Origin of the sequence: Candidatus Chloroploca asiatica, from assembly GCF_002532075.1 — a bacterium.
Classification (GTDB): Bacteria; Chloroflexota; Chloroflexia; order Chloroflexales; family Chloroflexaceae; genus Chloroploca; species Chloroploca asiatica.
In genome coordinates this window covers 1-22,024 of sequence record NZ_LYXE01000101.1, presented here as the reverse complement: position 1 = coordinate 22,024, position 22,024 = coordinate 1, and the positions used below count along the sequence as shown (strand labels likewise).

The following is a 22,024-nucleotide window of genomic DNA, read 5'->3' as shown; positions in this document are numbered from 1 at the left end:
GACGCAAGCAGGGTAAGCAGGAACGACAGCATGCCAAAAAATCCCGACCATAGCGCGAAGTTGCATGAGCCTTCATCCGGTACGAACATGAATATCTCTGAAGGCAAGCACTTAGCAGCAGAACAGTGGGCAAGCTATGAACACTTCCGCTCGTTCATCGAGCATGCCAACGACATTATCTACGCGGTCTCCCCTGCGGGCCTATTCACGTTTGTTTCCCCAAACTGGCGCGAATTTATGGGCGAGCCGGCGGAAGAAGCGCTTGGCCGTTCCTTCGAACCGTACGTCCATCCTGAAGATGTGCACCTCTGCCGCGAGTTTCTGGAGAAAACGCTTACAACTGGCGCGAAGCAAAGCGGCGTGCAATACCGGGTTCAGCATCGGGACGGTACCTGGCGCTGGCATGTTTCCAATGGCTCCGCACTGCGCGATGCCAATGGCGCAATCACGGGGTATCTTGGCATCGCCCGCGATGTGACCGATGTAAAGCGATCCGAGGAAGCCCTGCAAGAGGCCTTTACCCGCCTGGAATTATTGGCCAGGCATGTCCCTGGGGCACTCTATCAATACTGCCGCCGACCCGATGGAAGCGCCTATTTCCCCTATGCTACGGCGGGCATCCGCGATATCTACGGTTTTACCCCCGATCAGGTCGCGCACGACGCCTCGCCTGTGCTCGGCGTGCTCCACCCTGACGATCTAGAGCGAGTTATCGCGAGTGTTGAAACGTCGGCCCAGACACTCAACGATTGGCATGCCGAATATCGTGTCAACCACCCGGACGGGCGAACCATCTGGGTCGAGGGCACGTCTACACCCATGCCCCTACCCGACGGAAGCATCCTCTGGCACGGCTATATTCGGGACATTACCGAGCGGATGCTGGTGGAAAAAAATATCCGCGAGCGCGAAGCGTTACTGAGCGGCATTCTTGACAATCTCCAGGATGCCTACTTCCGAGCCGACCTGTCCGGCCACTTCACGTTCGTCAACCCTGCCGCTCCCTTGGCCTATGGCTACAGCTCCGCTGCGCAGATGATCGGGATGCCAGCCCAGGAACTGTACGCAGACAGAGCACAGCGCGAAGCGCTGCTCAACGAATTGCGTAGCAAGGAATCCATCACCGACTGGGTCGTTCAGGCGCGTCGCTCAGACGGATCGACCTTCTGGGCTTCGATGAACGCAAGACTCATACGGGACGAGGACGGTCACATCATCGGCACAGAAGGCGTGGTGCGTGACATCACCGCAAGGAAGGTGGCCGAGGACGAGCTACACGAGCGGCTGCGCATCGAGAGCCTGGTAGCCGACCTCGCTGCCCGCTTCGTCAGCGTCGATGCCGAACATTGCGGCAGTGAAATCGAGCATGCGCTGCAACGCATCTGTGAGTGCGTTGACCTGGATATGGGGGCTATCTGGCAACTCACCGAACGCAGTAATCCGGAGACGATGGTGCTGAAGTACATGTACCACCGGGACAACAGGCCGCCATTGCCTGATGTGATCAAGGCCCAGGAATACTTCCCGTGGGTGCTTGAGCAGCTGCGCAAGACGGGCGCAACCGTGGCGATCACCGATGTTGCGGCGTTACCAATAGAAGCGGCCCGCGACAAGGAGGTGTACACTCGCCTCAGCGTGACAAACAACATCAACGTGCCCCTGAAAGACTCCGATGGCACCCTGATCGGTGTACTCGCTTTTAGCACCAATACGGAACGAGCGATGTCCGAGGTGGCAATCAGCCGACTCGAGATGTTCGCCAACATCATGTTCGCGCTGCTCGAACGCACTTATGTGGAAGTGGCGCTGAAGGAGAGTGAAGAGCGGTATGAAGTTGTGGCGGCGCGGAGCGGCACCTACACCTGGGAAGTCAACGTGCGCGGCCTGTACACGTTTATTAGCCCTCTGGTGGAACGTGTCCTCGGCTACCACTCTGACGAACTTGTCGGCAAGAAGCACTTCTACGATCTCGCGCCGCCTGAAGAGAGAGAGGCGCTCAAGGAAGATTTTCTTCGCATCATGCGGGTCGGTGACGACATGTTGGATTATGAGCATCGCATCCTGACCAGCGATGGCCGCGTCATCTGGATCGTAACTGCCGGTGTGCCCAGACGCAACGAGCAAGGCAACGTCATCGGCTATCGGGGCTGGGACAGCGATGTGACTGAACGGAAGCAGTCCGAGCTTGCGCTTCACACATTGACCGATCGCTACCGTGAAGCGCAGCACATGGGTCGCATGGGGCACTGGACCTTCGATCCCGCCGCGATGGAATTCCGCGGCTCCGAGCAGGTCAATCGCATCTACGGGTTCCCTCCAGATACCGTGATGGCGTACGACGCCATCTACGGGCTGCTCGCGCAAACAAATGCCGAGCGCGTTGCGACATGTCTGTTTGCGCTCGTCGCAGACGGGGTGCCTTTCGAAGAGGAATTCGCGATCCACCCCAGAGGCACGAACGAGACTCGGGTGATCTGGGCGATCGGTGAGCGGGTTTTCGATGATTATGGCCAACCACAGATTCACGGCATTCTGCAAGACATCACCGAACGCAAAGCGGCGGACGAACAGATCCGCCTGCAATTGCGACGCCTGAACGGGCTGCGCAAGATCGATACCGCGATTAGCTCGAGCGTTGACCTGTGCGTCAGTCTTGAGGTAGTGCTCGAACAGGTTCTGTTAGAGTTGAATGTCGATGCCAGCATGATCCTTTTGTACGACCCCAACACCCAGACGCTCGAACATACCGTCAATCGCGGGTTTCGCTCGCCTAACGTCGGCATGAGGAATCTGACACTGGGTGAAGGCTATGCCGGTCGCGTTGTGCTCGAACGCACAATGATCCATCTCACGGGCTTGATGAAGGAAGATTGTCACGATTCCAAAGCTCGGTGGCTTGCTAACGAGGAGTTTGTTGACTACTACGGCGTTCCTCTCATTGCCAAAGACGAGATCAAAGGCGTGCTCGAGGTCTATCACGGCACGCCGCTGCATCCCGAACAGGGCTGGCTAGCATTTCTCGAAACGCTGGCAGGCCAGGCTGCCATTGCCATTGACAATGCGCAATTGTTCCAGAACCTCCAACGCTCCAATGCCGAGCTTGAACAGCGCGTGGCTGAACGCACCGCCGAGTTGTATCGCACAAACGCCGAGCTCAAGCATGCCAACCGAGCCAAGGACGCCTTCCTGGCGAATATGAGTCATGAACTGCGCACCCCGCTCAACAGCATCATGGGTATGGCCGAGGTTCTAAACGAAGGTCTGCGCGGCCCGCTCAATGAAAGACAACAGCTGTATGTTAAAAATATTTATGCCAGTGGACAACACCTGCTCAGCTTGATTAACGACATCCTCGATCTCGCGAAGATCGATGCGGGCAAGATCAATCTCAACCTCGAAACGGTATCCGTGAACGATATATGTCAGGCCAGCCTGATCTTCATCAAAGAAATGGCCCTCAAGAAAGCCCTCGAGGTCAGCTACCGCGCCACATCGAACCCGCTCATCATCACCGCCGATGCGCGCCGACTCAAGCAGATCTTGGTCAATCTGCTCAGCAATGCGGTCAAATTTACGCCAGCCAACGGCAAGGTGGCCCTTGAAGTTCACGCGGATGCCAAGCAGGGACTGGTACGCTTTGTCATTCGTGATACCGGTATCGGTATTGCCCTTGATGAACTACCCAAACTATTTAGCCCCTTTACCCAGGTCGATAGTAGTCTCACTAGAGCACAGGAGGGTACCGGGCTTGGTCTGGCCCTGGTGCGCCGCCTGGTCGAGTTGCACGGCGGGAGTATCGCAGTCGAAAGTGACGTTGGCCAGGGTAGTTGTTTCACCGTCAGTTTGCCCTGGGTGAGCGAGGAGAATGCATCCTCGCTGGCCCACCCGCCCATCGACGGCTTAAAGATCGCCCCCATTGCATCCAGGCACCAGGGCACGATCTTACTGGTCGAGGATCATGCGATGACGGTTATGACGATCAAGGATTTTCTCGCAAGCTATGGCTACAACGTGGTTAGCGCCGAAAACGGCCTGGAAGCCATTCAGATGGCGGAGGCGATCACGCCAGACCTGATCTTGATGGATATCCAGATGCCCGTGATGGATGGTTTGGAAGCGATGCGACGTTTACGCGCCAATGTGCGCTTTGCAAACACACCAATTATCGCGCTGACCGCGCTGACCATGCCCGGCGACCGCGAACGCTGTCTGCAGGCCGGCGCAAACGCCTACCTGAGCAAACCAGTAAACCTAAAGACGTTGCTCAAAATGATCGACTCGATCTCTGGCGATGCGCACCCTCAAGCACCGCAGCAACCATAATCACGCACGGGCTGTCTGCCGGAGGAACGGCAGCACCGCCGCAGCCAGATCGTCGGCATCTCATCCACCAACAAATCCATGATCAATCAACAGATCACCCTGCCCCATCGCAAGCGAGGCGAGTTCGTGGCAGCGTTCGTTCTCAGGGATGCCAGCATGACCCCGCACTTTCACAAATGTGACCTCGTGATAATCACAGAGATCCAGCATCGCTTGCCACAGGTCGGCATTGCGCGCCGGCACAAACTCGCCCTCTACCTTGCGTTGCCACCCGTTGGCACGCCATCGCTTGGCCCAGCCTTTCGTCATGGTGTTGATCACATAGGCTGAGTCACTAAACAGGACGACGTGTGACGGTTTTTGGAGTGCCTTCAGGCCAGCAATGCACGCCATGATCTCCATGCGATTATTTGTCGTAAACGCATAGCCTGCCGAAAATTCCTTGCGGTGATCTTTGTACAACAGAACCACCCCGTAACTCCCTTTGCCAGGATTGCCCTGGCACCCGCCATCGGTGTAAAGCACCACCTTGCCCTGCGCCAACGCCTCTTCATGGAGGCTCGGGTTGAAACTGGAGGCACGAGTCGGCTCAGACGGGATGGCTTCCTCCCCGACCGCCTCAGAGGCACGCCCAGGCTCCCCAGAGTGAGCCGGGGCGGCTTGGTTCCCTCCCAGATCGGCCGACGATTCACTACGGCGAACGCGGTCGGCACGCTGCTCGTACCAGCGCTTGGCTTCAGCATGGGTGGCAAACCCTTTGAAGATTGCGCCAGGAAAGCCTTTGACCTGCACCTCAGCCCCATTCGCCCCAACCCAGGCCGTATAGATGCCCGGCGTATGCCCGGCGACCACCGCGTAGAAATGCTTTTTGCTCATAAAGGCTGCGATGCAAATAAATTGAGGCCAAGCTGCGCCGAAAGAAAGTGCGCCACAAGCTGACCTTTGACACTGTTGCCTGCCGCATCAAGCGGCGGCGCAAATGTGCCCAAGCCACCTTTGCCCGGTGCGATCGTGAGAATGCCGCCCCCAACCCCACTCTTGCCAGGCAAGCCCGTCGCATACAACCATTCACCCGAGGTCTCGTACATCCCGGCCGTCGCCATCACCGCCAGCACATACCGACACACCCCTGCGTCCATCACCCGCACCCCGGTGACCGGATTGACCCCGCCATCAGCGAGCGTCGCCCCCATGATCGCCAGATCTTTCGTGGTGACATTGAGTGACGACTGGCGCGTATAAAGATCGAGCGTCGCAGGCGCATCAAAATAGAGCCGGTCGTAGCCCCAGAGAAACGCGGCTAGCCCGCGGTTGCGGTGATTGCTTGCCGACGCCGATGCATAAACCTCTTCGTTCACCGTCAAGGAACGCCCGGCAAACGCCGACAGCCCCTCCTGGATATGTTGCCATTTGAGTTCCGCCGTCGCCCCGGGGATCAGGCTGGTTGCCGCCAGCGCACCTGTGTTGACCATCGGATTCGTCAAGCGTTGTGCATGGAGTTCAAGCGCCATGATCGAATTGAAAGGCAGACCCGTTGCATTGACGCCGATCTTCTCGCGCACCACCTCGGGGCCAAGCGCCTGGCAAACCAGCGCTAGCACAAACGGCTTGGCCACACTCATAATCGTAAATTCGACTTCGGCATCGCCAACGGCATAGATCTTGCCATTGACCCCGACAACACAGATCCCAAAGAGATCACGGGGGACCCGGGCAAGTGCCGGATAATGCTGTGCATTCTCGCCTTCGTCACGCTCCCGAAACTGTGCATACGCCTCATCAACAAGCGCCTGAACCTGTGCATCAGCAGGCAATTGACCAGTCGAAATAAACATGAACGTCCCATAGTTCTTTTGATAGAAACGCAGCCTACGCTCTTGAGGTATGATAGCATAGCCCTTGACATTGATGTACCCTGAATCAGAACAGTGTATGCTACCTGCATCAGCACGTAAGCTGCGCAGAAAGGTTGCCAGCAACCAATGGCCTGGAAATCTGCCTATGTCAAAGGTTTTATGTCAATTAAGACAACCAAAGGAGCACCAGATCATGACCGAGTCAACAGCGTTTGCCTATCTACAGGGTCACAAGTATCTCAACCTAACCACCTACCGCAAGAGTGGTGAAGGCGTCCCCACCCCGGTCTGGTTCGCCCTGCAAGGTGAGCGGATGTACATTGTGACGGAGGACAATTCGGGGAAGGTCAAACGCATCCGCAACAATGGCAAAGTCACGCTGGCACCCAGCGACGCGCGGGGCAAAGTGCTCGGCGAAGAAGTCGCAGGCACAACCCGTGTGCTCTCCTTCGAAGAGGGCACTGTCGGTCATCAAGTCCTCCAGCAAAAGTACGGTTTGATGTACCGTGCCTTTGGCTTCTTCTGGAAGATTCGCCGCATCACCCCGGTGATCCTCGAGGTCGTACCCGCGTAATCCGCTGCGCGAGAAGCACACCAACCGCTCTAAGGCGTGCGGAGCACGCCTTAGAGCGAAAGAACCCCCTGCCGCACCGCAATCGCTACCGCTTCGGTGCGATTCGCGGCGTTGAGTTTGCCAAGAATATTCTGTACATGCACTTTGACGGTGCGCGGCGAAATATTGAGTGTGACAGCAATGGCATCGTTGCTCTGCCCCCGCCCGATCAAGGTCAGCACATCGAGTTCACGGGCGGTCAGTGGCTCGGGGCCACCCCCACCAACGCCCGCGACGAGTCGCGCCGCAACCGCAGGCGATAACTGCGTCTGTCCAGCATAGATCGCCTGAATCGCCGCGATCAATTCGTCCGCCGAGGCATCTTTGAGCAGGTAGCCTTTCGCCCCGGCTCGCAGCGCCGCAAAAATAAATTCGTCGGTCGCATACGTCGTCAACACCAGCACCCGCGCCTGTGGATCGAGCGCACGTATCCGCCGCGTCGCCTCGGCCCCGTCCATCCCCGGCATCTGCAGATCCATCAAGACCACATCAGGACGCAAGGCCTCGTACTGCGCAACCGCAGCTTCACCATGCGCCGCCTCGCCTACCAAGCACACCACCGTCTCATCCTCCAACAGGGCGCGCAAGCCTTCACGAACAATGCGTTGGTCTTCCACGATCAAAATACGAATCGGTGTCGCCGTGCTCATCGTTCTTCATCTCGTTTCTGATCTACCGGAAGGATCAGGCTCAACGTCGTGCCGCCGCCTACACGACTCGCAAGGTGGAGATCGCCGCCCGCAAGCCGCGCTCGCTCGCGCAAGCTGATCAACCCGAAGCCGCCCCCATGCGTGCTCGCAATTGGCAGCGCCGCATCAAACCCAACGCCATCATCACGTACCCAGACCCGATACACCGCCTCATCAGAATCGAGGCCCACTTCAACATGCCTGGCGTATGCATGTTTCTCGATATTCACCAGAGCCTCTTGCACAATGCGTGCCACCTGCTCAGCCTGCTCAGGTGGCAACGCAAGCCCTGGGCCAGCATAGATCCACGTCGTCGCAATGCCAGTCCGGTCTTGAAACTGGCATGCCTGTTGTTGCAAAACAAAATCAATCTGCTGGTCAGAAAGCGAAGTCTCAGCGAGCGTCCAGACACTCCGACGCACATCGCCAAGCGTCGTGCGAGCCAGTTCGTGAGCACGCGCCAGCCGCACACGCGCCCGTTCGGGGTCACGCTCAAAAGCTCGCTGCGCCGCCTCAAGTTGCATCGTGATCGCAGTCAACCCCTGGGCAATCGTATCGTGCAACTCACGAGCAATCCGGTTGCGCTCGGCAAGCGTCGCCGCAGCACCCGCCTCACGCGCCAGACGCGCATTCTCATCTGCCAGTGCCGTCGCCTGTTGCCGTTGTCGCGCCTGACTCAATGCAATTTGCACGACCGCATACATAAAAAGAAAGATCGAGGCGTAGATCGCTACCGATGTAAAGAGCACCTCAGAAACTCTGACCCCACCCAACCAGAGCCCACCCAGGATGAGCATCAGGTAGCTCACACCCACCCAACTTGCCTGACGGGGAGAAAGGCTAAGCACCGCAATCACCAACGGCACCGTCAACGCCAGCGGCTGCGTCCGATGCTCGCCGCTTATGACAAGCAACCCCGCACCCGCAAGTCCACTGAGCGTCAAAAAGAGCCCGATCCGTCTGTTCGCCCAGCACGTGATCCGCGACCAGAGCAGATAGCCCATCACGAGGCCAAGAAAGCCAGCCGCCAGCACCAGATAGGCCACCATCCGCAGCAACGACCATCCCTCGATCACCCCGGTTGTCAACGGCAAACCAACGCTCACCAGCGCAGCCAGCACCCCCGACATATTCAGCGCACTTCGATGGGGGATAACATCCTGATGATCAAACAAGGGATCATCAGGCCGCATCTTCTCTGCAACCATAGACAACCTAAACTCTCCTGTGCGCCCGATTGGGTTTGTTTGATCCATCTCCACACAGCTTTGCGCCTTTGCGCCTTTGTGTCAAAAAAACCGCCTTCTTTGCAAGGTATTGCCCTTCAACCTCCAGCGGGCGAGGGTTGGGGAAGTGGGCCTCATCCCCATTATAACAATGACCCCCCATCGGCCTCAACAACCGTATGCACCTCCTGCCCCATCCGCGCCCGGGCGCTCTGCTTGCCGCGCACCACCGGCGTCAAACGACCAGCTTTGCCCAGGCCAAGCGCGGGAACCCCGGCATAAAGCGTCTCATAATTGCCGGGCGTCACCCGATAAGTCTCGTGCCAAATTCCCACGGCACCGCCACTCTTGCGCACCCGCTGCTGAAAAGCCTGCCACGCCGGCAGATGCGCATGCTCACGACTACGGGCATACGCCTCCAGATGCTCAAACGAGCGCCAATACTGTACCATCACTGGCAACATCCCGATCGAACCAAGAAAACCCAACTCAGGTTGCGCCTGCAATTCACGCAACATCCGCGGCATCGCCAAAAATGCCGGTAACCAGGCTGGCACATTCCACCACTGATTGATCCGCATCCCAATCAGAAACACCACAAACTCACCCTCAAGTTCCGCCGTCATCGGTTGTGCCGATATAGTAGCCATTGCGCATCCCTCTTCTATCTCAGCCCCCCCCGTACGGGCACGGCGCCGCCGTGCCCCTATCCCCGCCGCACGCGATCAATCACCAGCACCGCAAGCCCCATCGCAACCAGCAATAATGGCAACGGCGTCACCGTCAACACCAACGGCTCCCCAAGCCACGCTACCAGCGGGCTTGCGATATGCCACGAGCCCTTCACCAGGAAAAAGAACGGCCAGGCGACCCAGAGCATCCACCACGGGAAACGCCCCGCACACTGCCGACTCGTCCCTTCCAATGCCCCCAATTGCACCGTCTCACCCTCAGCCGGGTAACGGGAAGTTCGCGTCTGCTCCTGAATACGGCACATCATAGACTCCTTTTTCGGTTTCAACCATATCCTGTCCCCAAGCATACTGGTTACACCCGGCCTTGCCATCAGCGCACGAGGCTAATTGCCCTTGCCTCAACAGCAGATGGTGCAGCTAGGCGAAAAGAACTAGGAGAGGCGTAACCAGGGCGATTGCATCTTCCGTGTATGCACCCCACCAGGGCACCCGCAAGGGGTGCCCGTACCCCGCCTGTAGGGGCACCCCTTGCGGGTGCCCTGGTGTTGCCGGGGGCCGCCGTTTGCGCCGCTGGTTGCATGCACATGCTGCCACAGAGCGCGTATGTTTGCATCCGGTTTCGTATAATGCAATCGCCCTAAGGGCGTAACGCGCCGCCGATGAACGTAAGCCTCTGGCTATGGTACAATTCAGCTCTATCCTTGTCTTAGCATCACAAGCATAGCTTTTAGCCCTGACACCAGGGCTGGCGAAGCGCATTGTTGCCCTTCTTGGAGGAATAAGGTATGGAACCTACCCGGTTGATCGCTGAGCTAAAGCAGATTGTCGGTGTCACTGGTGTCGTCACCGATCCTGATGCCTTGATGACCTATGATGCCGATGGGTGTGTTATGGATACTCACGCCCCACACGTCGTCGTGCTCCCTACTTCAACTGAACAGGTCAGCGCAATCGTGCGCCTGGCCGCGCAGCACGACGTTCCTGTGGTTCCCCGTGGGGCCGGTACCGGCCTCTCCGGCGGGGCAACCCCGATGCACGGCGGAATCATTATTGGCACCTCCCGCATGAGTCAAATCCTTGAACTCGATCTCCCCAATGGGCGCGTGCTTGTCCAACCAGGGGTCATCAATTGGGAGTTGACCCAGTACCTTACGCTCTCAGGGTACCATTTCGCTCCCGATCCCTCTTCGCAAAAAGCATGCACCATCGGTGGCAATATCGCGAATAACAGCGGTGGCCCCCACTGCCTCAAATATGGCGTGACCACCAACCACGTGCTCGGTGTCGAAATGGTGCTCGCCGATGGTTCGGTGATCTGGACAGGGGACGGTACACCTGATTGCGCTGGCTATGATTTGACCGGGGTGATCAATGGCTCTGAAGGTACCTTCGGGATCGTGACCGCAACCTGGTTGCGCCTTACCCGGTTGCCCGAGGCGATCCGCGTTGTGCTCGCCCTCTATCCTACTATCGCCGGGGCAACCAGTACCGTCTCCCAGGTGATCGCCCGCGGACTCTTGCCCGCCGCCCTCGAAATCATGGATCGCCTGGCGATCAAGGCGGTCAATACTATGTATCGCCTCGGCATGCCCGATGAGGCTGGCGCCCTGCTGATTGTAGAAGTTGATGGGGTCACCGACGGCCTCGATGAACTGCTGAATGATATTGTGGCGATCTGCTGGTCAAATGGTGCCCTTGATGTCCGCCCCGCTCGTACCCCCGCCGAACAGGTGCGCGTCTGGTCTGCCCGCAAAAATGCCTTCGGCGCTATGGGCCGCCTTGCCCCAACCTACCACCTCGTTGATACGGTTGTTCCGCGTACCCGCCTCCCCAAAATGATGGAGGAGGTCGCCCAGATCGCCCAAGAGTTGAATCTACCGGTCGCCAATGTCTTCCACGCCGGCGATGGCAATCTTCACCCGATTATCCTCTTCGACCGGCGCGATCCCGACCAGAATGAACGCGCCCTCCAGGCCGTCAATCGTATGATGCTCATCAGCATTGAACAGGGCGGGGTGATCAGCGGCGAACACGGCATCGGTGTGGAAAAACAGGAGTTTATGCCCTACCTCTTCAATCAAGACGATCTCGCCGCAATGGCCGCCCTCCACCAGGGCTTCGATCCCGAGGGTCGTTTCAACCCCGGCAAAATCTTCCCTAAAACCCAGAACGCACGCGATCTCGCCGAACAACGCCACTCCATGGCCTTCGCCGATCGTGACGTTGCCTAGCTTGGTTGGCCCACTCCTGATACAAAATTGGGGAAACGAATGTCACATGCACTGCTTGCCCGCCAGTTGTCCGAACTTGTTGGTGAGGCCCATCTCCGGGAAGACCCCGCAGCTTGCGCTCCGTTTGCCCTCCACCATCAGGTTCCCGCCCTCGTCGTTGAGCCAGGTTCAGTGGAGGAAGTCGCCCAGGTCGTCGCCGCTGTTGCCGCTGAAGGCATGACGGTTGTTCCCTATGGGGGCGGCACACGCCAGGCCTGGGGCGCACCAGTCGCCAGTACCAATGTCGTGGTCGTGCGCACCACACGCCTCAATCAGGTCTTGATCTATGAGCCCGATGATCTGACTATTTCGCTTCAAGCAGGCATGACCGCCGCCGCGCTCAACGCAACGCTCGCCGACAATGGCCAGATGTTCCCGCTTGATGTGCCTTTGCCCCACCAGAGTACCATCGGTGGCCTCCTCGCCACTGCGATGGACGGGCCTCGCCGCCTGGGCTACGGCACCAGTCGCGATCTCCTCCTTGGTGTCCAGGTGGTCGAGGCAAGCGGGCGCATCAGCAAGGCCGGTGGGATGACCGTCAAGAATGTCAGTGGCTACGACCTGATGAAGCTCTACACCGGCAGCCTGGGCACCCTCGCCATCATCGTGGCCGCCAACTTCAAACTCATCCCTCGGCCCAATGCCGAGGCCAGCCTCCTCTGCTCTTTTGCCACACCAGAACAGGCCTTTCAGTTGATCGAGGGCGTCCGAATAAGTCAGTTGACCCCGATGGCGCTCGAATATGTCGAGGGGCTCACGTTTGCGCCCTTTACCAACAGCACCATCCAGGTCGCCCTGCGCACCGAAGGCTTATCCGCCGCCGTCGAACGCCATCTGCACGAGCTAACAGCGCGTACCGCACAGGCCGGGGGACAAGCCTATCCCCTGCACGATGAGGCCCATCGCCAACTCTGGGCACAACTCAATGATCTGCCCCAAACTGCCACCGTCGCCGATGATGAACTGGTCATCCGACTCACGACCCTCCCCAGTCAACTGGCCCTCGCCCTGACCAGGGCACGCACCACCGCCCACGAACTTGGTATCACCCTGACCGTGAGTGCGCGGTCATTGAATGGGGTTGCCTACCTCCGCGCACGCGGCAACGATGAACAACTCCGCACCTGGCACAACCGTTTGTATGCCCATCAACCCACCACCGCCGTCCTCGGCGGCCCACTCCACCTGCGCCGCGAAATGCCAGCCTGGGGCCAACCACCCACAACCGTTGAAGTCATGCGGAGGATCAAACACCAGTTTGACCCGACCAACCGCCTCAATCCAGGGCGCTACGTCGTCTAACCCCCCGGCCCTTTCCCTTCGCTATCGAAACACCCGGCCCTCGCCCTTCGCTCGTGGAAAAAGCCAGCTAAGCTGGCTTTTTCCACGAGCGAAAAAAAATCTCAATGCAATTGACAGAAACAACCAACCTTGCCTATAATTAAAGACGTTTACTAAGATTTCTATAGATTTATCAAAGGTTCACCATGCCCGAGCGTGATGAGGTCACCTTTCTCTCACTTTCCGCAGCCAGCAAGTTGCTTGGTGTCCATAGCACTACGCTGCGCCGCTGGGCCGATGAAGGCTCGGTGCCAGTCTACATCACACCCGGCGGGCACCGCCGTTTTGCCCGTCACGATATCGAGACCCTTGCCCGCCGCACGTCGCTTACCAGTCGCGCGTTTGGCTCAGAACTCGCCACGCGTACCTCCGCCCAAACGCGGAGCGAAATTGCCGCTGCGCCCCATTCCCATCGCGCCTGGCTCACCCGCATCCCCGAGGCTGACCGTGAGGCCTGGCGCCGTATCGGGCAACAGTTGATGGGCGTCGTCCTGCACTATATCAATAATCCCCACGATGATGAAGAATTGCTGCGCGAGGCCCGACGGATCGGCGGCGAGTATGGCACCCTGGCCCTCCGTGCAGGCATGCCCCTGACCGCGGCCCTCGAAGCCGCTCTCTTTTTTCGTGATACCCTGGTCGACTCGGCGATGCAACTCTCCGAAGAGACCCGGCCACGCAATGAAGACCGGGCACGCCTCTTACGCCGTATCAGTCAAGTTGCCAATGAAGTCCATCTCGCCGTTGCCCAGAGTTATCAATAAGCTCGTGTGATAGAACCCCAGGAGTTGTCTGTGAGTGATGAGCCACGTCGTTTTAGTGTGCTACGCACGATGAAGATCGGGTCTTTTCATATTGGTTCGTCGTTTGTTGATCTCTTAACTTCAGGTGTGCTCAATCGCATCCTGATTTCAGACTTGAATATTTGGGCCGCCCCGGTCGCCTTGCTCTCAGCCTTGCGTTATCTGCTCGCCCCGTTGAGCATCTGGGCTGGCTATCGCTCCGATACCCGCCCGATCTTTGGCTTTCATCGTCTGCCCTATATCTGGGGTGGACGCATTCCAATGGTGCTCTCGTTACCCTTGCTCCCCATCATTACGGTCATGCTCGCCGCCAATCCACGCTCGATCCTCGCCTGGTCACTCGCCGTCTTCTCCTTCCTCATCTATGGCGTCGGTACCCTGCTCTCGGGCAGCACGTTCCTCGCCCTTGTGCGTGATAGCGCTCCCCCAGAAAAACGCGGGCAGGCTATGAGCATTGTGCAGACGTTCCTTGTGATCAGTTTTCCTATCGCCGGGGTCGTCTATGGCCTGATGATGCCAGTCTACGATCCGGCCACCTTCTGGCAGATTGTGCTCTTTGGCATGGGCATTGCGACGATGGCCTTCTTCTTCTCGCTGCTCGGCGAAGAACAACGCCATGGTACCATTGTCGCCGACGCTCCATCAGAACAACTGCCTTTTCGTACGCTCCTGCGCGAGATGTGGGGCGACCGCCGTACCCGGCTCTTCTTTCTTTTCCTCGCCCTCGGTGCCACCAGCGCCTTTGCACAAGACGCCGTGCTCGAACCCTTCGGTGGTGATGTGTTCGGACTTTCGGTTGGCGAAACCACCCGCTTCAATGCGTATTGGGGTACCGGGGTTGTGCTCAGCCTCATCGGTACCGTTATCTATACCCGGAACCGCCAGGCCCACGAGCAAACTGGTACCACGATGATCGGCCTGATCCTTACCAGCATCCCCCTCGCTCTCCTCGGCGTGATTGCCATCACCGAAGCCGAAGCTATGCTGATCCCGGTGCTTTTTGCCTTTGGCCTCGGGTTTGGTATCTATACCGTCGGTGCCGTTTCGCTCTTGATGGCGATGACCTCTGACCACCGCGCTGGGGCTTACCTCGGGCTCTGGACCGTCGCTCAGTTGCTCTTTCGTGGTCTCGGGATCTTCCTCGGTGGTTTGATCCGCGATCTCGGCCTGATCACCACGGGCTCACTCAACATTGCCTATGGTCTCGTCTTCTTTCTCGAAGCCATCGGTCTTGCGATTTGTGTTATCCTGGTATACAAAGTCGATGTCCCCGGCTTTGCCCGGCAAACACGGACATCAGTGCCCTCCGCTTCATTCGCCGCCGCCGCCGAATAAAATGACCTCGCACCAATGGTTGCGCTGCATCAAGGAAGATCCTATGCCAGCCACACTACCCACTGCTGAACTGCTCCAGGCGCTCGAATTCGCCCGGCCAACGATCATCCAACTCGCAACTGAAGTCTGGAATCTGGCCGAGCTCAGCCTCCACGAGGTTGAGTCAGCCCAACTCTATCAGCGTATCTTACAGGCCGCCGGCTTCACCCTGGTCAGCGTCGGTACCGCTGGCGTCCCCACCGCCTTTATCGCTGAGTGGACCCAGGGTTCCGGTGGCCCGATCGTCGGCTTCCTGCTTGAATATGACGCCTTGCCCGAGCTCGGCAATGCCCCAGTACCCCGCCAACAGCCGCGTGACGATGGCAAGACCAGTGGGCATGGCTGTGGGCACAATCTCCTCGGCGCCGGGCTTGCCGGTGCCGCCATCGCGGTCAAGCATGTGATGGAGACCGAGGCAATCCCAGGCACGCTCCGCCTCTATGGGTGTGCCGCCGAAGAGACCGAAGGGGCCAAGGTCTATATGGCCCGCGAAGGCCTCTTCAATGACCTTGACGCTTGCCTCCACTGGCACCCCGCCCCCATGGCCGTTGTCGCGAGTGCGCGTACTGCGGCCAATAATTCGCTGAAGATCGAGTTCTTTGGTCGTACCGCCCACGCCGGCATGGAACCCTGGCAGGGCCGCAGTGCCCTCCACGCCATGGAACTGGCCGCCCACGGGCTCAATTTGATGCGTGAACACCTCGAGCCAACCGCCCGTGTCCACTATGTCTTTGAAGCCGCCGGTACCGCCCCCAACGTGGTGCCTGCGTATACCCGCCTCTGGCTCAAGGTACGCGATCTTGACCGCACCCACGTGACCGCTATCACGACCTGGGTCGAACAGATCGCCGCAGGGGCCGCCCTTGCCACCCAGACCGAGGCACGCGTCAACCATTATTACGGGGTCCACGATCTCTTGCCCAATACCCCCCTGGCCGAACGCATGCACGTGCATCTTGAACAGGTCGGTGTGCCGCAGTGGAACGAGGAAGAACAAGCTTTCGCCCAGGCCTGTCAACACGAGTGTGGCCTTCCCGAACACGGTCTTGCCACCAAGATCCTCCCCCTTCAGCCTGAGCGCACAATTGGGGGGTCGTCTGACGTCGCCGAAGTGAGTTGGCAGACACCAACAATGGGGCTTACGATGCCAACGATGCCGCTGCATGTCGCTCTCCACACCTGGCCGGTCACCGCCTGTGGGGGCACGACCATCGGGCTGAAAGGTGCCGTTGCCGCCGCGCACGTGCTCGCCCTGATGACGCTCGACCTCCTCACTGATGCTGAATTGCGCGCCGCTGTACGCGCCGATTTTGACCACCGTACCGCCGGCTTTACCTACGTCTCGCCCCTGCCCCCTGAACAACAGCATCCGGTTGGGCTATCCGCATGGTTGCTCAACGATCGGGTCAGCGATACCCAGGGCACCATCGCCCTCCCACCAGAAGGATAAATGACGCTACTGCAAGGCCGCCGTCAGACGGGCAATATTCTCGAAGAGCCGACGATAAAGCGGACGAATCGCCCAGGCATCACGGTTGAGCATGATCGACCGCTCGAGGTACTTCGCCTCAATTGCACGCAGATCCGCTACAACCTTGCGGTCGTAACAGATCATGCTTACCTCGAGATTCAACTGGAACGACCGCATATCAAAGTTACTCGAGCCAACCATCGCAATATCATCATCAATCGTCATAAACTTCGAGTGCAGCAGAATCGGCTTTTTGTAGAGCGCAATCTTCACGCCACAACGTAATAATTCGTCGTAAAACGAATGCTGCGCATAATAGACCATAAACTGATCCGGTGCCTCCGAGTTGATCATCGTAACATCAACACCACGCTGTGCCGCACTGGTCAAAGCCAGCATCAGACTGTCATCAGGCACAAAATAGGGGTTCACAATCGTCAGTTTATGCTGCGCACCATGGATCATCGCGGTAAAGAGTTTGAGATTGTTCTCGTCGTCATGTCCTGAACCACTCGGCAAGACCTGGCAAAGCATCGTCCCTGTCGCAACGATCGCTTCCTCACCCTGATAAAGCTCATCTCGCGTCAAGAGGGTATCTGTCTCGCTGTACCAATCGGTGATAAAGACCGCATCAAGTTGCCCAACAATTGGCCCAGTCACCCGCACGACCACCTCATCATAATAGAGGTCATCCTTGCGAAAATAGTCGCGCCGGATCAGATTGAGCGAACCAGTATATCCAAGCTTGCCATCAATCACCGCAATTTTTCGGTGATTACGTAAATCCGGTCGCGACCACTGGCCTTTACGCAAACGAATCGGCAAAATACGCTCGTACCCAAACCCAGCCGCTTTCAGGTAAGCATCTGTCTGCTTGCTCGTAGGATAACGGTTTGAGCCAAAATCATCGAGCATGATGCGCACCTGCACACCCCGTTGATGCGCACGCTCAAGGGCGCGAAAGACCACTTCGGTCGCTTCATCATAGTTGAGAATATAAAACTGGATATGCACGCAACGCTCAGCCGTGTCAATATCCTCAGCCAAACGACGGATAATCTCATCGTAATCGTCAATGATCACAACATCATTACCGGCAAATGCGGACATACCACCAAGATGCGCATTGAGCTTCGCAAACGGAAGATACCGTGCAGGCACATGAGGATTCAACAATGGGCCAAACACCGGATGCTCACGCGCTTCGCTGATCACCTTCGCCACCAGCTCGTCCATCGTCAATTGCCTGAGCCGACGCTCATAGGGAAGCTTGGGGCTCCCGATCAGCAAAAAGAGCACGAGTCCCGCAAAGGGAAAAAGCGCAATCAACATCAACCAAGCTGTTGCCGAAGAGGGCTTGCGATTGACCGGCACCGTAAAGAGTGCGCCAATCAAGAGGATCCAATGTAAAATAGCCCCTACGAGCGGAAGCAAACTGAGCCACTCTGCAATCATATCGCTCTTACCAACCTGGGTTTTAATTCAGCTCAAACTCAGCGAAACGATCAGTCCGCTGAGCTACCTGCTCATACCGTGAGCGTACATCCGCCAGCACACCTTCATTAACCGTGGCCGCATTGCGGTAGACTTGCTTGTCAAGCATCCGTCCCGCTTCTCCGCCGGGCCAGATCCGCCACGAGTCGTTGTCAATCACATCAGCAACCAGCAGGTTTGCCCCCTGTTCAGTACTGACCGCACGCCCAAACTCAATCTTGAGATCAACCAGTGCCACATCCTGCTCCGCCCAGGCTCGTTCTAACAGGGTAAAGACCTCGACGCCAAGCTCAATCATCTGACGAACTTCATCAGACGTCGCAAGATTCCGCACCGCAATCTCATGTTCACTAATTTGCGGATCGTGCGCAATATCATCCTTCAAGAAGAACTCGACCAACAGCGGGTCAAAACGTGTCCCCTCAGCAACCTCGGGATGGCGTCGCAGGTACGAACCAGCCGCCAGACGCCGCATCACAACCTCAAGTGGCAACATCAGGCAACGACGTACCACCGTAATCGTTGGTTCAGGGGCTTGGATAAAATGCGTCGCAATACCCGCACGCTCAAGCAAGGCAAACACATTCGCCGTCGTCCGCCCAGCCAGCGCCCCTTTGCCAGAAATCTCATTACGCCGCGCTCCATCTCCCGCCGTAATGCCATCTTTATGCACAAGAATGCAAAGCCCACTCTCATCAGGGTGTGCATACACAATCTTCGTTTTGCCTTCAGTAATACGTGGTCCAAGTTGCATTGTAGCGCTCCATTACCATGATCTATTCAGCATAATCCACCATCACAACGAGTCACTCATGATGCTGGTTACACGTATCTTACAACACCATTGTCAACTCATACTGCTCATCAGGCACCACAAAACCAGACCGCAAAAAGGCACCCGTCAGTGGGCTATCAGCAGGCTCATTGATGCAGGTTAAGCTGGCTGTATGCGCCTGAAGTGCATGAAGTAATTCACGCGCAGCCATCTCATCACACGCGCCCAGATCAAACAGGCGCATACTGATTTCATCGCCTGTAACCAGTGCATAGGCTGTTACATCACCATCTTCACGCAATACCATGCCACGTAAATTGGGTAGTGCCAGCAGGGTAGCCGGCTCACGTTGCCACGAGGCATGAGCCGGATGGAGGTCAGCAAAATAGTCAAGCACGAGCGGTTCGGCCTCAAGTTCATCGACCCTTGGTCTGCGCCCAAACTCATCATCCCCAAGATGCCACGCCATAATCAATAACCGACGGGTCACATGCATGCCTGCATGCTCATATGTCCGCAATGCAGCAATATTCCGCGTCAACACTTCCAGGGTCAATTGGCGAGCACCTGCTTTTTGCGCTTGCTCAATCATTGCTGCGGTGAGGTGCTTGGCATAACCATTACCCCGATGTTCGGGCACAATGCCAAACCCACCACACCAGGCACGTGCGCCACGCCGCGCAAGCAGCGCAACACCAGATGGCTGACCATCAATACATAGAATAAGTGAAGAAAACAGGTCAATATTCTCTGATGCGATCCGCCGCGATAAAGTCTCCGGTGTCGTCACCCCCGAATAGAAGTAGGCCTCGAACGAGCGCGTAAATAGATCCGCCAGCGCTTCCATCGAGAGCGCGGAAGCCGACGCGAAGTTGACTGATGCATGCATAGGTACCTGCCCCCTGTATTGGCGTCATTGCAACCAGCATCTGGAAGGTACATCCACTCACTCCTCACCCTGCCAGTCACATAGACGGAAGATGTGTGCCATCATTATACCAGCCCTGGCTACACATCTACATCCTCCCAACTCACTACGATACTCTGGTGTATACTGAAGATACCGGTTCATTCGTGATCAGATACTAGACTCAGGAGTAGAGTATGACAAAATTGAGCGAGGAACAAATCAGCCTAGCCCTTGAGAACCTCCGGGGATGGCATCGGCAGGGTGATATGCTGAGCAAAACCTTCAAACTCCCTGACTTTCCACGAGCCATTGCTTTTGTGACCCAGATAGGGTTTCTCGCTGAAGCCGCAGCACATCATCCCGATATTGACATTCGCTACAACAAAGTCACCCTCGCCCTCACGACCCACGATGCGGGAGGCTTAACCGACAAAGATATCGCCCTAGCGCTAGCTGCCGATGAAGCCATAAACTAAACGCATGGGTGGGCTGGATGAGCAAGCGAGATGCGCTCATTCAGCCCACCCATGCTGGCAAGGCACCCTCATCACCCTCGACCTTTGACACGATTGCCATCAGGTACCTCTTCAGAGGGCGAAGGGGGCGAAGGAGTCACGGTTGGCGCAACTCGCACCGGAAGCGTAGCATACCGTGTCAATACCTGTTCCTGACGGACAATACTGCCATCAGCACCGCGAATGGTGCGCCGGTTGATCACTTCCCTTGCCTGTTGTGGCGTATTCTCCAAGGCCGCAAAGCTAGACCTGCTCCCTTCAGTCTCGGCCACTGCAGCACGGCGCGCTGATGCACGTCCTTCTGTCCGTATCTCTGGTTGCGCAACAACCACAGTACGTCCATCAGAACGCCCCCAGATCCGCACACGAACCAACTGATTGATCACCTCGGCTTCGACGATCAGTTCCCCAAGCGTATCATTGCCAAACGATAATTCCAGATCTGGAACCGCAACAGCCGCTTCAAGCCCTGGCTGATCAGCATAGGCCCGCAGCCAGTAACGATGGCCTGTGCGTTCAAAAATAGGTAACCCGGCATACCACGCAGCGCGATACAGCAAGGTCGAGACCGTACAGATCCCTCCTCCGATCATATTATTGACAATGACCCCATTTTCGATACCACTACCAGGCACGTAGCCATTCGCCGCCGAAACCTCGCCAATTGTTGCGAGAAACCCCAAGCGCTCACCCGGAAGCACCATAACACCATTAAGCCGACTAGCTGCAAGAGCAATATTATGTCCATCTGGACTCGTAGGATGAAAAGGCAGACTAGCCTCAGCCAATATTTGCAAAGAACCTTCTGGTTCAAGGCGAAGGGGTTCCACATAGAGGTGCGCATAGCGCAGCCCAAGAGGTTCACGGATCACTTCATCTGATGTGCCCTCAAATCCTGGTTGATAGATCAGAATGCTTCGCTCAAAATATTGAGTCAGACGAGATACCCCATCAGGTTGCGCTTCATAGAACTCTTCTGAAATCGGCAACCCATGCCTGAGCACCCCCCCAGTTTGCTGCCAGTACCACCGGAAAGCACCACGAAGCGTATGCCCGGCATCAACCAGATAGAGACGATCCTCCTCTAGCGCTTCATCTGGCTCACGCCAGGTAAAGGCTCCCTCCATCTGATGCTGCTGAGCAAAAAACCGTCCAAGATGAGCAAGACGTACCTGGTCATGCCACTCAAAGCGAGCATGCTCAAAATACTGAACGGTCAGTCCACCCGCATCAACAAAAACACTCGTGATGGGCAAGCCAAAGCTTGCCTTATCGCCATGTGCTTCATAATACGCACGAAACTCACCATAGAGCAGGTGTCCATTTTCATAGCGCATCAGGGGTGCAGCGGGGTTCGCTAGAGCCGCAGTATGCCTCCACACTGGGTCCCCGCCCAGAACAAGCAAACCGACAATCATCAATATCCATCCCAACCATCTGGCATTGCGTATGCGCATCGGGCTTCCTCCTACGGCATCAATTGGTCAGTTCACACGAATTTAGAACTACACCTTATACCGCTGATAAAGCGCACAAAGATACGCACTAGCCACAAAACCAAAAACCCCACCGCCCGTCGGCAGGTTTTGCCAACGGGCGGTGGGGTTTGTTGTGTTGTGTGGTGCGTGGACCTACGTTCCCAGGGCTCAGGCCCCAGTAGCATCGGCGC

18 protein-coding genes are annotated in these 22,024 nt (G+C 57.3%); 8 read left to right on the top strand and 10 right to left on the bottom strand.

From position 1 onward, the window contains the following. The first annotated feature begins 30 nt into the window (after positions 1-30). Positions 31-4,323 carry a PAS domain S-box protein gene (locus tag A9Q02_RS13095; RefSeq protein ID WP_097653535.1) on the top strand — a complete coding sequence of 1,431 codons (4,293 nt, stop codon included), beginning with the start codon at positions 31-33 and terminating at the stop codon, positions 4,321-4,323. A gap of 60 nt (positions 4,324-4,383) precedes the next feature. Here A9Q02_RS13095 and rnhA read toward each other — a convergent pair whose 3' ends face one another. Together rnhA and glsA are read right to left on the bottom strand one after the other, a co-directional pair. Beyond that, positions 4,384-5,199, bottom strand: a complete 816-nt coding sequence (gene rnhA / locus A9Q02_RS13090) for a ribonuclease HI (RefSeq protein ID WP_097653534.1) — start codon at positions 5,197-5,199, stop codon at positions 4,384-4,386. Then, positions 5,196-6,158 carry a glutaminase A gene (gene glsA / locus A9Q02_RS13085; protein ID WP_097653533.1) on the bottom strand — a complete coding sequence of 321 codons (963 nt, stop codon included), beginning with the start codon at positions 6,156-6,158 and terminating at the stop codon, positions 5,196-5,198. The genes rnhA and glsA overlap by 4 nt, the downstream gene beginning before the upstream one ends. A gap of 214 nt (positions 6,159-6,372) precedes the next feature. Between glsA and A9Q02_RS13080 the strand changes: the two genes are divergently transcribed. Then, complete coding sequence (locus tag A9Q02_RS13080; protein WP_097653532.1) at positions 6,373-6,753, top strand: PPOX class F420-dependent oxidoreductase; 381 nt, start codon at positions 6,373-6,375, stop codon at positions 6,751-6,753. 50 nt (positions 6,754-6,803) lie between these two features. Here the strand turns inward: A9Q02_RS13080 and A9Q02_RS13075 are convergent, their stop codons facing one another. From A9Q02_RS13075 to A9Q02_RS13060, 4 genes are all read right to left on the bottom strand, one after another. After that, complete coding sequence (locus A9Q02_RS13075) at positions 6,804-7,442, bottom strand: response regulator (protein WP_097653531.1); 639 nt, start codon at positions 7,440-7,442, stop codon at positions 6,804-6,806. After that, positions 7,439-8,689: a sensor histidine kinase gene (locus tag A9Q02_RS13070; RefSeq protein WP_172450946.1), complete on the bottom strand. Its 1,251-nt coding sequence runs from the start codon at positions 8,687-8,689 to the stop codon at positions 7,439-7,441. Before A9Q02_RS13070 ends, A9Q02_RS13075 begins: the two co-directional genes overlap by 4 nt. A gap of 161 nt (positions 8,690-8,850) precedes the next feature. Further along, complete coding sequence (locus tag A9Q02_RS13065; RefSeq protein ID WP_097653529.1) at positions 8,851-9,357, bottom strand: DUF4188 domain-containing protein; 507 nt, start codon at positions 9,355-9,357, stop codon at positions 8,851-8,853. Between the two features lie 56 nt (positions 9,358-9,413). Beyond that, on the bottom strand, positions 9,414-9,707 hold the full coding sequence (locus A9Q02_RS13060; RefSeq protein ID WP_141508889.1) for a hypothetical protein: 294 nt from the start codon (positions 9,705-9,707) through the stop codon (positions 9,414-9,416). A 480-nt stretch (positions 9,708-10,187) separates the two neighbouring features. Between A9Q02_RS13060 and A9Q02_RS13055 the strand changes: the two genes are divergently transcribed. The 5 genes from A9Q02_RS13055 to A9Q02_RS13035 all read left to right on the top strand — a co-directional run bounded on the left by A9Q02_RS13055 (position 10,188) and on the right by A9Q02_RS13035 (position 16,640). Continuing rightward, entirely contained in the window at positions 10,188-11,633 is a 1,446-nt protein-coding gene (locus A9Q02_RS13055) for an FAD-binding oxidoreductase (RefSeq protein ID WP_097653527.1), read from the top strand. A gap of 39 nt (positions 11,634-11,672) precedes the next feature. Further along, positions 11,673-12,974, top strand: coding sequence for an FAD-binding oxidoreductase (locus tag A9Q02_RS13050; protein ID WP_097653526.1), 1,302 nt, complete (start codon positions 11,673-11,675; stop codon positions 12,972-12,974). Between the two features lie 185 nt (positions 12,975-13,159). Beyond that, a complete protein-coding gene (locus tag A9Q02_RS13045; protein WP_097653525.1) occupies positions 13,160-13,777 on the top strand; it encodes a MerR family transcriptional regulator in 618 nt (205 codons plus the stop codon). A 30-nt stretch (positions 13,778-13,807) separates the two neighbouring features. After that, complete coding sequence (locus A9Q02_RS13040) at positions 13,808-15,151, top strand: BCD family MFS transporter (RefSeq protein ID WP_245860535.1); 1,344 nt, start codon at positions 13,808-13,810, stop codon at positions 15,149-15,151. Between the two features lie 43 nt (positions 15,152-15,194). Further along, positions 15,195-16,640, top strand: coding sequence for an amidohydrolase (locus A9Q02_RS13035; RefSeq protein WP_097653524.1), 1,446 nt, complete (start codon positions 15,195-15,197; stop codon positions 16,638-16,640). Positions 16,641-16,646: 6 nt separating this feature from the next. Here A9Q02_RS13035 and cls read toward each other — a convergent pair whose 3' ends face one another. From cls to A9Q02_RS13020, 3 genes are all read right to left on the bottom strand, one after another. Continuing rightward, positions 16,647-18,116, bottom strand: coding sequence for a cardiolipin synthase (cls, locus tag A9Q02_RS13030; RefSeq protein ID WP_097653523.1), 1,470 nt, complete (start codon positions 18,114-18,116; stop codon positions 16,647-16,649). A gap of 22 nt (positions 18,117-18,138) precedes the next feature. Beyond that, positions 18,139-18,909, bottom strand: coding sequence for a phosphoribosylaminoimidazolesuccinocarboxamide synthase (locus A9Q02_RS13025; protein ID WP_097653522.1), 771 nt, complete (start codon positions 18,907-18,909; stop codon positions 18,139-18,141). A gap of 79 nt (positions 18,910-18,988) precedes the next feature. Beyond that, positions 18,989-19,819, bottom strand: coding sequence for a GNAT family N-acetyltransferase (locus A9Q02_RS13020; protein WP_097653521.1), 831 nt, complete (start codon positions 19,817-19,819; stop codon positions 18,989-18,991). A gap of 215 nt (positions 19,820-20,034) precedes the next feature. Here A9Q02_RS13020 and A9Q02_RS13015 point away from each other — a divergent pair, with 215 nt between their 5' ends. After that, positions 20,035-20,316 (top strand): 4a-hydroxytetrahydrobiopterin dehydratase, encoded by a 282-nt coding sequence (locus A9Q02_RS13015; protein ID WP_097653520.1) that lies wholly within the window; start codon positions 20,035-20,037, stop codon positions 20,314-20,316. A gap of 71 nt (positions 20,317-20,387) precedes the next feature. On the opposite strand, the gene A9Q02_RS13010 is transcribed toward A9Q02_RS13015, so the two are convergent. Further along, positions 20,388-21,692: a VanW family protein gene (locus A9Q02_RS13010; protein ID WP_172450944.1), complete on the bottom strand. Its 1,305-nt coding sequence runs from the start codon at positions 21,690-21,692 to the stop codon at positions 20,388-20,390. Positions 21,693-22,024 lie beyond the last annotated feature (332 nt).